A 12,364-nucleotide genomic window follows, 5' to 3' on the forward strand; every position below is an offset into this window, starting at 1 on the left:
AGGCCAGATGAAACTCAGCCTGGGACCGGTCCTGTTTTACTGGGACAAAGCGCAACTGGGGAATTTCTACGCCGAGATGTCGGCCTTGCCGCTGGACGTGATTTACCTGGGGGAAACCGTGTGTTCGAAACGCCGGGCGTTCTCCCTGGATCAGTGGCTGGGGTTGGCGCGCGAGCTGCAAGCGTGCGGCCAGGCACAGATTGTGTTGTCGAGCCTGACGCTGATCGAAGCGGCCTCGGAGCTTTCTTCGCTGCGCCGCCTGTGTGACAACGGCCAATTGTTGGTGGAAGCCAACGACATGGGCGCGGTGCAGTTCATGGCCGAACGCAAGCTGCCTTTCGTTGGCGGCCCGGCGCTGAACTTGTACAACGGCCACGCCCTGGGGCAATTGCTCGACAGCGGCATGATCCGCTGGGTGCCGCCCGTGGAGTGCTCGGCGGCGCTGATCGGCGACGTGCTGGAGCAAGTGCGGGACATGGACCGCGAAGTGCCCGAAGTGGAGATTTTTTCCTATGGGCATCTGCCCTTGGCGTACTCGGCGCGCTGCTTTACCGCCCGGGCCGAGAACCGGCCCAAGGACGACTGCCAGTTCTGCTGCATCAACTACCCCGACGGCCTGGCGTTGAGCAGCCAGGAAGGCCAACAGTTGTTCACCCTCAACGGTATCCAGACGATGTCCGGCGAGGTCACGAACCTGCTGGCCGATTACACCGCGCTGCAGGCCTGTGGTGCCGACGTCCTGCGCCTGAGCCCGCGCGCCCAAGGCATGGCCGAGGTGGTCACGGCTTTCGACAAGGTTCGCCAGGGCGAAGCACCGCCGTTGTTCGTGGAAGGATGCAATGGTTATTGGCACGGCCATGCCGGCATGTTGAAGGTAGAGGAGGCGGGCCTGTGTTGAGTCCGAAGAAGTGGGTGCTCAAAGGTGCTGATCGCTTGCTGCCGCTGGTGGGCAAGGTGCCGTTCGTGGTGCAGCGACTGGCGTTGCAGCAGGCGCTCAATCGCTGCCTGGCCGAGCCGTTGCGCGACGGTGGTTTCGATGTACTGCGTGGGCGCTGGTTGTGCCTGCGGGTGCCTGACCTGAAGTTGTGTTGGTACCTGACCCTGGCCCGGGATGGATTGCGCATCGCCGAACGGGCCGAGGCCCAGGTCACCATCAGCGGCAACTGGCGTGAGTTCCTGTTGCTGGCCAGCCGTCAGGAGGATCCGGATACGTTGTTCTTTCGTCGTCGGTTGGTGATCGAGGGGGACACCGAGTTGGGGCTGGCGTTGAAGAACTTGATCGACAGTCTTGATCCGGAGGTGTTGCCGCCGTGGCTTTGGCGCAATCTGGAGCGGGCGGGGAAGGGGTTGGCGGCGGTCTGATGAAAGCTTCGAACGCGCTTCCCTTGGTGTATTCGTGTTCCGGTTGTTCCAATGTGGCGCAACTGGCCAATACCGTTGCGCTGCGGCTGGATCGTGCGGGGCTGGCTGAGATGTCCTGCATTGTCGGGGTGGGCGGGGGTGTGGCGCCGCTGGTTGACAAGGCGCGCTCAGGGCGGCGGATCATTGCGTTGGATGGTTGTTCGTTGCAGTGCGTCCGGGCGTGTTTGCGGCAGCATGAATTGCTGGCGGATGTGCATGTGATTCTGAGTCAGCTGGGGTTGCGGAAGCGGTTTGGGGTGGACTGCGGTGAGCCCGAGATGGAATTGGTATTTTCTCGGGTGATTGCCTTGATTGATGTGGGTTAGAGATGGATCCCCTGTGGGAGCGAGCTTGCTCGCGAAGAGGCCGGCGCATCCAACCTCTTCACTGACTGAACCACCGCTATCGCGAGCAAGCTCGCTCCCACATTCGGTCTTCAGTGGCCCCAGAATTTATATCCAACACAGAACCCCTGTGGGAGCGAGCTTGCTCGCGAAGGGGCCGGCACATCCAACATCTTCATTGACTGAACCACCGCTATCGCGAGCAAGCTCGCTCCCACATTCGGTCTTCAGTGAGCACAAAATTTATATCCAACACAGAACCCCTGTGGGAGCGAGCTTGCTCGCGAAGAGGCCGGCGCATCCAACCTCTTCACTGACTGAACCACCGCTATCGCGAGCAAGCTTTGCTCCCACAGATGTTGATGGGTGTACGACCGGAAGAAACGGATATACACACCGAGCTTACTGCTGATAAGCCTCCAAATCACCTTCGGACAAGATACGAATCTGCCGCCGCTCCATGGCAATCAACCCCCCATCCACCAACCGATGAAGAATCCGCGAAAACGTCTCCGGCTGGATCCCCAGCTTCGAAGCCACCAGCCGCTTGGACACTTGCAACACCACCTGGCCATCCCTTGGATCCCGCTCCTGCAACAGGAAATTGATCACCCGCCGACTGGCACTGGCCAAGGTCAAGTTATCGATATCCTTGAGCCGCTGGTGTAAATGAATACTCATGCTCGCCAGGATCGCCAGGCAGACCTTGGGCTGGTCCTCCAGGGCCTTGCGATAATGCGTGCCCTCGATACTCACCAGCACGCTGTCCTTGATCGCCGACGCGCTGACCGGGTAGCAACGGGCCTGGCTGAACAGCAGGGCCTCGGCGAAGGTCTGCCCGGGCTGGATGATTTCCACCAGGTTTTCCTGGCCCTCGCCGGTGACCCGGAACAGCTTGATCTGGCCACTGACCAGCAAGAAAAATCGTTTGGCCGGATCGCCCTGGTGCATGAGTGTGCTGTTGCAGGCCAGGCGCTTGAGCACGGCCAGGTTGCAGACGTCCTCGAATACCCGCTCCGGCAATTGGCTGAACAGGTGATGACGACGCAACAGTAAAACGATGGAAGGGTGGGTCAGCATGGCGTACCTCCGCGTGCCGTCATGGTAGAGCCCAACTCGCAGTCGGCCTATGCCTCGGCAGGCCTACCTCGGAAGAGGGATGGGATCTGATTGCTGGCGCAAATCCCGTGGCGAGGGAGCTTGCTCCCGCTGGGCTGCGTAGCAGCCCCAAAAAGGCTGAATGCGATCGACCTGATCCACCTCAGCGGCTGAACCAGGGGCTGCTGCGCAGCCCAGCGGGAGCAAGTTCCCTCGCCACGGGTTGTGTGTTAATTCATGGGTTCCAGGGGGCTCAGCCGGCCCCGCGCAAATGCTCCATCGCCCACACCGCCGCTTCCACCCGCGAACGCAAGCCGAGCTTGTGCAGCAGGTTCTTCACATGGACCTTGACCGTGCCTTCGGTGATGCCCAGCTTGTGGCCGATGACCTTGTTGCTGTAGCCGCCGGCGATGGTCTTGAGGACCTGGCGTTCGCGTTCGGTCAGTTCCACGTCGGCCTGGCGCGGTGGCGAGCGCAGGGCCTGGGCCATGACGCGGGTCAGGCCGGGACTGATCACCAGGGCGCCGTTGAGGGCGTCGCGGATGTACTGGATCAGCAACTCCGGTTCCATGTCCTTGAGCAAGTAGCCGTTGGCGTCCAGGCGCAGGGCATCGCGGATGTCGTCCTCGGCATCGGACACGGTGAACAGCAGCACCTTGCCGGTGTAGTGCATGGCGCGCAGGCGGCGCAGGGTCTCGATGCCGTTCATCTGCGGCATGTTGTTGTCCAGCAGCACCAGGTCGGGCTGGAGCGGTTCGATCAGGCTCAGGGCTTCTTCGCCGTGGCTGGCTTCGCCGACGATCTGCAAATCGTCTTCGAGCTCAAGCATCTGGCGGATCCCGCGACGCATCATCGGGTGATCGTCGACCAGGAGCAGGGTGTGGCGCAGGGGGGCGTTCATGTTGCGAGGCCTTCGGTGGGGTGGCCCAGGAATTCCGGTTGGAAATGCACCTGGATACGGGTGCCCTGGGGTGTACGTGAATGAATCTGCAGTTGGCCGTGCAGGCTGCGGGCCCGTTCGTTCATGATGTTCAGGCCATGGTGCTCGCGCTGGTCGACCTCGCCACTGAAACCACGGCCATCGTCTTCGACCGACAACCGCACGGTCTCGCCTTCCTGGCGCAGTTCGAGCCAGGCGTTTTCGGCATGGGCATGGCGCAGGCAGTTGGACAGGGCCTCGCGGGTGATCTGCAGGATGTGGATCTGTTCGCTGGCCGACAGCTCGAAGGCCAGGGTGTCGATGAACAGGTGCACCTGGAAATCCCCGCGGTTGGAGAATTCCTCGGCGGTGTCCTTGAGTTCCTGGACCAGGCCGTCATCACGGATCTGCAGGCGGAAGGTGGTGAGCAGCTCACGCAATTGCCGATAAGCGTTGTTCAGCCCCTCGCGCAGCTCGCCGGTGACAGTCTCCAGGGTCTGCACCGGTTCGCCGCGACGCATCAGGGTCTGCATGCGGCTGACTTGCAGCTTCATGTACGACAAGGCCTGGGCCAGGGAGTCGTGCAGCTCCCGGGCGATGATCGTGCGCTCGTCGAGCAGCAGCAGGCGATGGTCCTGTTCGCGCTGGCGCTTGAGGGACAGCGAGGTGCCGATCAGGTTGGCCAGGGCCTGGATCAACGCGGTTTCCCAGGGTTGCGCCGCGTGGCCATCGACGAAATGCGCCTTGAGCTCACCCAGTTCGGTGCCCTGGTTGCTGATGCTGAAGGCCTGTGGGCGCGCGGCGTTGTGTTTGTGGCAACTGGCGCAATCGCTGCTGGCGCAAACCTGGCGGCTGGCGGCGCCGTGCAAGGCCAGCAGGTGCTTGGCCGGGGCCTGCAATTGCCCTTGCAGGCACAACGTCAGGCGCAGGCCGGGCAGGCGCTGCTGGAAGCGCCGGATCAACTCATCCAGGCCTTCGGCATTGGCCTGGCGCGTCGCCAGGCTGCGACTGCTCTGATAGAGCAATTCGAGGGCGGCGTTGGCCTGTTGCAGGTTCAAAGTCTTTTGTTGCACCTGGGCTTCCAGGGTGCGGTGGGACTGCTCGATGGTCTCGGCCATGGTGTTGAAACTGGTCGCCAACTGGCCCAGTTCATCCTCGGACTGATGGTTGACCCGCACCTGGAATTCGCCACGACGAAAGCGCTGGGTGGCGTCCACCAGTTCCTGCAAGGGCGTGACCACGCCGTACTGCAACTCATACAGGCCGATCAGCAGGATGATCATGGTGCTGAACAGTGCGATGCCCTGGATCGCCTGCTGCCAGCCTTGTTTGTGTTCGCTCTGGCGTTGCAGCAGGGTGACGAACTGGTCCAGCTGCTCAACGAAAGCGCTGGCGCTGCTTTGGAAAAACGCTGAATCGCCACGTTCGATGGCCGGACGCAAGGTCTGGTTCCAACGCTGCATGAGGTCGCGATAGCTCTTGTGCAGGGAGGTTTCCGGCCCGTCTTCCAACACGGCGCGCAGGGCCGGGCTGTCGAGGCGTTGTTGCAGGCTGGCGATGATCGCCGGGATGTCGTCGTTGGCCCCAGCCGCCAGTTTCCAGCTCAGGTGGTAGGTTTCCATGCGCACGGAACCGGCGGTGTTGATGGCGGCAGCGTCGCCCTGGCTGAACCAGGCGATCAAGCCGGCGCTCAGGGAACTGGCCAGGGCCAGGATGGCGATCAGGATCACCGCCAGCCCGGCGCGAGCGGGCAGGGAACTGCGCAGCCAACGCATCATTGACGCGGGCCTGCGGGGCAAAACGTTGAAGCGAGCATAGCGGGCGCCCTGGACCTGGGGGTGTAGCAGCCGATCCTGGGCGCACTACCTCTAAAGAGTTGTCGGCCGTTCCGTTTCCATAAAAGCTTCGGCCAACGTCATCAAGATATTGATAAACAAAGGGTTTCATCGATATCCAGGACTACCTCCTTGGAGGTAGACGGGCCAAGCATAGGCCTGTACCGCCCCGGGGCACGTTGACCCAGGTCAAGTTTTCGCAGGGTTCGTATCACTAGGCTGCGCTCATCGAACTGACGGAGTGCCTCGTAATGCGAGCACAAGTGCAACAAGGGCTGGTACTAGGGATGAGTACCCTGGCCTTCACCGTGTGCTTCATGGTCTGGATGATGTTTGCCGTGCTCGGCGTTCCGATCAAGGAATTGCTGGCCCTCAACGAAACCCAATTTGGCCTGTTGGCTGCGACGCCGGTACTCACCGGTTCTCTGGTACGTTTGCCCCTGGGGCTTCTGACCGACCGCTTTGGCGGACGGATCGTGTTCTTCCTGCTGATGCTCGCCTGTGTGTTGCCGCTGTACCTGATCACCCTCGCCACGGCCTATTGGCAGTTCCTGGTGCTGGGCCTGTTCGTCGGCCTGGCCGGCGGCTCGTTCTCGGTGGGCATCGCCTACGTCGCCAAATGGTTCGATAAGCAGAACCAGGGTTTTGCCATGGGCGTGTTCGGCGCCGGCAATGCCGGTGCGGCGGTGACCAAGTTTCTCGCCCCGGCGCTGATCGCCTTCGGCACCTGGCACCTGGTGCCGAAGGTGTTCAGCGCGATCCTGTTCATCACCGCGCTGCTGTTCTGGTTTCTCACCGCCGAGAAGAAAGAACATCGCAGTGCCGGCGGCGCCACGCTGCGTGAGCAACTCAAGTCACTAAAAGATCCTGCGGTGTGGCGCTACTGCCAGTACTACTCGATCGTGTTCGGCGGCTACGTGGCCCTGGCGTTGTGGATGACCAAGTACTACGTGCAGGAATACGGCTTCAGCCTGCAAAGCGCGGCGCTGCTGGCGGCGTGTTTCTCCCTGCCCGGTGGCGTGCTGCGGGCCGTCGGCGGCTGGATGTCCGACCGTTGGGGCGCCCAGAGCGTGACCTGGTGGGTGCTGTGGGTGAGCTGGATCTGCCTGTTCCTGCTGTCCTATCCGCAAACCCAGCTGCAAGTGCAGACCGTCAACGGCATCGTTGATTTTCACATCGGCCTCAATGCCACGCTGTTCACCGTGCTGCTGTTCGTGATGGGCATCGCCTTCGCGTTCGGCAAGGCCTCGGTCTTCAAGTACATCGCCAACGACTACCCGCAGAACATGGGCGCGGTGTCCGGCATCGTCGGCCTGGCCGGCGGCCTGGGTGGTTTCGTGCTGCCGATCATGTTTGGCGCCCTGGTGGACCTCACCGGTGTGCGCTCGTCCTGCTTCATGTTGCTGTACGGCGTGGTCTGGGTCTCGTTGATCTGGATGTACCTGAGCGAAGTGCGCAAGCGCCCGCTGCTGGGTAAACAACCCCCGGCCAGCCAATCCCCGTTTTCCAGCATTGCCCAAGGAGAAGAACATGTCCGTTCTGCAAACGCCTGAAAAGGGCCCGGTCATTCATGACTGGCGCCCGGAAGACCCGGCCTTCTGGGGCCGCAGCGGCAAACAGACCGCCCGGCGCAACCTGTGGATCTCCATTCCTGCGCTGCTGTTGGCCTTCGCCGTGTGGATGGTCTGGAGCACGGTGATCGTGCGCCTGAACGCCATCGGCTTCAGCTTCAGCACCGACCAGCTGTTCTGGCTGGCGGCGTTGCCGGGGCTGTCTGGCGCGACCTTGCGCATCTTCTACTCGTTCATGGTGCCGATCTTCGGTGGCCGTCGCTGGACCGCGCTGAGCACCGCGTCGTTGCTGATACCGGCCTTGTGGATGGGCTTCGCCGTGCAGGATTCGGCCACGCCTTATAGCGTGTTCGTGCTGATTGCGTTGCTCTGCGGTTTTGGTGGCGGCAACTTCGCCTCGAGCATGTCCAACATCAGCTTCTTCTACCCCAAGTCCCAGCAGGGCACCGCCCTGGGCCTGAACGCCGGGCTGGGTAACCTGGGTGTGTCGGTGATGCAGTTCAGCGTGCCGCTGGTGATTTCCTTCGGTGTGTTCGGCTTCATGGGCGGCCAACCCCAAGTGCTGGCCGATGGCAGCTCGCTGTGGTTGCAGAACGCCGGTTTCATCTGGGTGCCGTTCATCCTCGCTGTGACCCTGATTGCCTGGTTCGGCATGAACGACCTGTCCAGCGCCCGGGCTTCGTTCAGCGAACAGGCGGTGATCTTCAAGCGCAAGCACAACTGGCTGATGTGCTGGCTGTACTTGGCGACCTTCGGCTCCTTCATCGGTTTCTCCGCCGCGTTCCCGCTGCTGATCAAGACCTCATTCCCAGAAGTCATCGCCCTGAAATTCGCCTTCCTCGGCCCGCTGGTAGGTGCCTTGGTGCGGCCGCTGGGCGGCTGGCTGGCGGACAAGCTCGGCGGTGCGAAAGTCACCCTGTGGAACTTCGTGTTGATGATCGTGATGGTGTTCGGCGTCTTGCACTTTCTGCCTGAGGGCGGCGAGGGCGGCAGCTTCTACGGCTTCCTGGGCATGTTCATGTTGCTGTTCATCACCACCGGCGTGGGCAACGGTTCGACCTTCCGCATGATCCCGGTGATCTTCCGCACCCTGCATGAGAAAGCCGCCCTGGGCAAAAAGCCCGAGCAGCGCGAGCAGGCCCTGAAGAATGCCGGCAAGGAATCGGCCGCGGTGCTGGGCTTCAGCTCGGCCATGGGCGCCTTCGGAGCCTTCTTCATCCCCAAATCCTTCGGCACTTCGATGGCCCTGACCGGCGGCCCGGAGATGGCCTTCTACATGTTCGTCGGCTTCTACCTGAGCTGCATCGTGGTGACCTGGTGGTGGTACGCCCGCAAAGGCGCGGCGACTCCCTGCTAAGACGAATTCAACTATTGCGTGGGCGGGGCGCAGACCCCGCGGAGCAAGCCTGAGAGGAAGACATTGTGAGTCATTTACTGGATCAACTGCGGTTCTTCAACCGCAAGCAAGGCGAGTTTTCAGACGGCCACGGCGAGACCCGCAAGGAGTCCCGCGACTGGGAAAACGTCTACCGTTCCCGCTGGCAGTACGACAAGATCGTGCGTTCCACCCATGGGGTGAACTGCACCGGTTCGTGCTCGTGGAAAATCTACGTCAAGAACGGCCTGATCACCTGGGAAACCCAGCAGACCGACTACCCGCGCACTCGCAACGACTTACCTAACCACGAGCCACGCGGTTGCCCTCGTGGCGCGAGCTACAGCTGGTACATCTACAGTGCCAATCGGCTCAAGTACCCGAAGATCCGCAAGCCATTGCTCAAGCTGTGGCGCGAAGCCCGGCAGACCTTGCCGCCGGTGGAGGCGTGGGCCAGCATCGTCGAGAACAAGGCCAAGGCCGACTCGTACAAGAGCAAGCGCGGCATGGGCGGCTTCATTCGTTCCAACTGGGAGGAAGTCAACGAGATCATTGCCGCGGCCAACGTCTACACCGTCAAGGAACACGGCCCGGACCGGGTGGTGGGCTTCTCGCCGATCCCGGCGATGTCGATGGTCAGCTACGCCGCCGGCTCGCGCTACCTGTCGCTGATCGGTGGCGTGTGCCTGAGCTTCTACGACTGGTACTGCGACTTGCCACCGGCCTCGCCGATGGTCTGGGGCGAGCAGACCGACGTGCCGGAATCGGCCGACTGGTACAACTCCAACTACATCATTGCCTGGGGCTCCAACGTCCCGCAGACCCGTACCCCCGACGCGCACTTCTTCACCGAGGTGCGCTACAAGGGCACCAAGACCGTGGCGATCACCCCGGACTATTCGGAAGTCGCCAAGCTCACCGACCTGTGGCTCAACCCCAAGCAGGGCACCGACGCCGCGCTGGCCCAGGCCTTTAACCATGTGATCTTCAAAGAATTCCACCTGGACAAGCCGAGCGCCTATTTCACCGAATACGCCAAGCGCTACACCGACCTGCCGGTGCTGGTGATGCTCAAGCCGATGCTCGGCGCAGCGCCGGGCGCCGGTTACCAGCCGGACCGTTTCCTGCGGGCCAGCGACCTGACCGACAACCTCGGCCAGAACAACAACCCGGAATGGAAAACTATCGCCCTGGATGCCGCCGGCGAACTGGTGTCGCCACAAGGCTCCATCGGTTATCGCTGGGGTGAGAAGGGCAAGTGGAACATCCTGCCCCGTGAAGGCGGTGAGGGACGTGAGATCGACCTCAAGCTGAGCTTGATCGGCGGCGATGTCGCCGAGGTGGCGTTCCCGTACTTCGCTGGCGAAGCCCAGGAGTACTTCCAGCACGTGGCCGGCGACGCGGTGCAGTTCCGGCGGGTGCCGGTGCACAGCGTGGTGCTGGCCGATGGCAGCGTGGCGAAAGTCGCCACGGTGTTCGACCTGTCGGCGGCCAACCTGGCGATCGACCGTGGCCTGGGCGGCGCCAACGTTGCCAAGGACTATGACGACGCCTCGGTGCCCGGCACCCCGGCCTGGCAGGAGCAGATCACCGGTGTGAGCCGCGAGAAGGCGATCCAGATCGCCCGTGAGTTCGCCGATAACGCCGACAAGACCCGTGGACGCTCGATGATCATCGTCGGGGCGGCGATGAACCACTGGTACCACATGGACATGAACTACCGCGGGCTGATCAACATGCTCATGCTCTGCGGTTGCGTCGGCCAGACCGGCGGCGGCTGGGCCCACTACGTCGGCCAGGAAAAACTCCGTCCGCAATGCGGCTGGCTGCCCCTGGCCTTTGGCCTGGACTGGAACCGCCCGCCACGGCAGATGAACGGCACCAGCTTCTTCTACGGCCACAGTTCGCAATGGCGCCACGAGAAGATGAGCATGCACGATGTGCTCTCGCCCTTGGCGGACAAGTCGCAGTTCCCCGAGCACGCCCTGGACTACAACATCCGCGCCGAACGCGCTGGTTGGTTGCCCAGCGCGCCACAGCTCAACACCAACCCGCTGCACATCTGCCGCGATGCCGCCGCCGCTGGCCTTGATCCGAAGGACTACGTGGTCAAGTCGCTGCAGGACGGTTCCCTGCGTTTTGCCTGCGAGCAACCGGACAGCCCGGTGAACTTCCCGCGCAACATGTTCATCTGGCGTTCCAACCTGCTCGGGTCTTCGGGCAAGGGCCACGAGTACATGCTCAAGTACCTGCTCGGTACCAAGAACGGCGTGATGAACGAAGACATCGGCCATAGCACCGAGTGCAAGCCCACCGAAGCCGAATGGGTCGACGAGGGCGCCATTGGCAAGCTCGACCTGGTGACCACCCTGGACTTCCGCATGTCCTCGACCTGCGTGTATTCCGACATCGTCTTGCCGACCGCCACCTGGTACGAAAAAGACGACATGAACACCTCGGACATGCACCCGTTCATCCATCCGCTGTCCGCAGCCATCGATCCGGCCTGGGAATCACGTTCGGACTGGGAAATCTACAAAGGCATCGCCAAGGCGTTCTCGGCCATGTCGGTCGGTCACCTCGGCGTCGAGAAAGACCTGGTCACCGTACCGTTGATGCACGACAGCGTCGGCGAACTGGCCCAGCCGTTTGGCGGCACCGACTGGAAGAGCGCCGGCGTGGCCCCGCAACCGGGCAAGAATGCGCCAAACCTGCACGTGGTCGAGCGCGACTACCCGAACATCTACAAGCAGTTCACCTCCCTGGGCCCGATGCTGGAAAAACTCGGCAACGGCGGCAAGGGCATCAACTGGAACACCGACACCGAAGTGAAATTCCTCGGTGAGTTGAACCACAAGGAAGTCGACGCCGGCATCAGCCAAGGCCGGCCAAAAATCGACAGCGCCATCGACGCCGCCGAAGTGATCCTGTCCCTGGCCCCGGAAACCAACGGCCATGTCGCGGTGAAAGCCTGGGCGGCGCTGTCGGAATTCACCGGCATCGACCACAGCCACCTGGCGGTGTCGAAGGAGCACGAGGCGATTCGCTTCCGTGACATCCAGGCCCAGCCGCGCAAGATCATTTCCAGCCCGACCTGGTCCGGCCTGGAAGACGATCACGTGAGCTACAACGCCGGCTACACCAACGTCCATGAGTCGATCCCATGGCGCACCATCACCGGCCGCCAGCAGTTCTACCAGGATCACCCGTGGATGCAGGCGTTCGGCGAGCAACTGATGAGTTATCGGCCGCCGGTCAACACCCGCACCATCGAAGGCGTGAAGGGCAAGCGCAGCAACGGCGAGACCGAGATCGTCCTGAACTGGATCACCCCGCACCAGAAATGGGGCATCCACAGCACCTACAGCGACAACCTGCTGATGCTCACCTTGAGCCGTGGCGGACCGATTGTCTGGCTCTCGGAGATCGACGCCAAGCGCGCCGGGATCGAGGACAACGACTGGATCGAATGCTTCAACGCCAACGGCGCGCTGACCGCCCGGGCGGTGGTCAGCCAACGGGTCAAAGAAGGGATGGTGATGATGTATCACGCCCAGGAACGGATCGTGAACGTGCCGGGTTCGGAAACCACCAAGACCCGTGGCGGCCACCACAACTCGGTGACCCGCGTGGTGCTCAAGCCCACCCACATGATCGGCGGCTACGCCCAACAGGCCTACGGCTTCAACTATTACGGCACGGTCGGTTGCAACCGCGACGAATTCGTCGTGGTGCGCAAGATGGTCAAGGTCGATTGGCTCGACGGTTCCAGTGGCGATGATTTGCCGCGTCCACTGCCGACTGATATCGAGGAGAACTGA

At 62.3% G+C, this 12,364-nt stretch carries 9 protein-coding genes; 6 read left to right on the top strand and 3 right to left on the bottom strand.

Annotation, left to right across the window (positions count from 1 at the left end):
• Positions 1-7 precede the first annotated feature (7 nt).
• The 3 genes from ACLH0I_RS14390 to ACLH0I_RS14400 are packed head-to-tail and all read left to right on the top strand — an operon-like array spanning position 8 to position 1,727.
• The gene (locus tag ACLH0I_RS14390) at positions 8-898 is read left to right on the top strand and encodes a U32 family peptidase (protein WP_411387446.1); all 891 of its coding nucleotides are present in this window, start codon (positions 8-10) and stop codon (positions 896-898) included.
• Positions 892-1,362, top strand: a complete 471-nt coding sequence (locus ACLH0I_RS14395; protein ID WP_092347921.1) for an SCP2 domain-containing protein — start codon at positions 892-894, stop codon at positions 1,360-1,362. Before ACLH0I_RS14390 ends, ACLH0I_RS14395 begins: the two co-directional genes overlap by 7 nt.
• A complete protein-coding gene (locus ACLH0I_RS14400) occupies positions 1,362-1,727 on the top strand; it encodes a putative zinc-binding protein (protein ID WP_186705778.1) in 366 nt (121 codons plus the stop codon). The genes ACLH0I_RS14395 and ACLH0I_RS14400 overlap by 1 nt, the downstream gene beginning before the upstream one ends.
• Before the next feature lie 420 nt (positions 1,728-2,147).
• On the opposite strand, the gene ACLH0I_RS14405 is transcribed toward ACLH0I_RS14400, so the two are convergent.
• The 3 genes from ACLH0I_RS14405 to ACLH0I_RS14415 form a co-directional block, all read right to left on the bottom strand.
• On the bottom strand, positions 2,148-2,825 hold the full coding sequence (locus ACLH0I_RS14405) for a Crp/Fnr family transcriptional regulator (protein ID WP_186705779.1): 678 nt from the start codon (positions 2,823-2,825) through the stop codon (positions 2,148-2,150).
• A gap of 271 nt (positions 2,826-3,096) precedes the next feature.
• On the bottom strand, positions 3,097-3,744 hold the full coding sequence (gene narL, locus ACLH0I_RS14410; RefSeq protein WP_060742094.1) for a two-component system response regulator NarL: 648 nt from the start codon (positions 3,742-3,744) through the stop codon (positions 3,097-3,099).
• Positions 3,741-5,540 (bottom strand): HAMP domain-containing protein, encoded by a 1,800-nt coding sequence (locus ACLH0I_RS14415; protein WP_411384529.1) that lies wholly within the window; start codon positions 5,538-5,540, stop codon positions 3,741-3,743. The genes narL and ACLH0I_RS14415 overlap by 4 nt, the downstream gene beginning before the upstream one ends.
• Positions 5,541-5,848: 308 nt before the next feature.
• Between ACLH0I_RS14415 and ACLH0I_RS14420 the strand changes: the two genes are divergently transcribed.
• The 3 genes from ACLH0I_RS14420 to ACLH0I_RS14430 all read left to right on the top strand — a co-directional run bounded on the left by ACLH0I_RS14420 (position 5,849) and on the right by ACLH0I_RS14430 (position 12,364).
• The gene (locus tag ACLH0I_RS14420; protein WP_186705782.1) at positions 5,849-7,150 is read left to right on the top strand and encodes an MFS transporter; all 1,302 of its coding nucleotides are present in this window, start codon (positions 5,849-5,851) and stop codon (positions 7,148-7,150) included.
• Complete coding sequence (locus tag ACLH0I_RS14425; protein WP_411384530.1) at positions 7,128-8,525, top strand: NarK family nitrate/nitrite MFS transporter; 1,398 nt, start codon at positions 7,128-7,130, stop codon at positions 8,523-8,525. The genes ACLH0I_RS14420 and ACLH0I_RS14425 overlap by 23 nt, the downstream gene beginning before the upstream one ends.
• 65 nt (positions 8,526-8,590) lie before the next feature.
• On the top strand, positions 8,591-12,364 hold the full coding sequence (locus tag ACLH0I_RS14430) for a nitrate reductase subunit alpha (protein ID WP_411384531.1): 3,774 nt from the start codon (positions 8,591-8,593) through the stop codon (positions 12,362-12,364).

This window comes from Pseudomonas sp. MPB03 (genome assembly GCF_046605385.1).
GTDB classification, from domain to species: domain Bacteria; phylum Pseudomonadota; class Gammaproteobacteria; order Pseudomonadales; family Pseudomonadaceae; genus Aquipseudomonas; species Aquipseudomonas zanjanensis.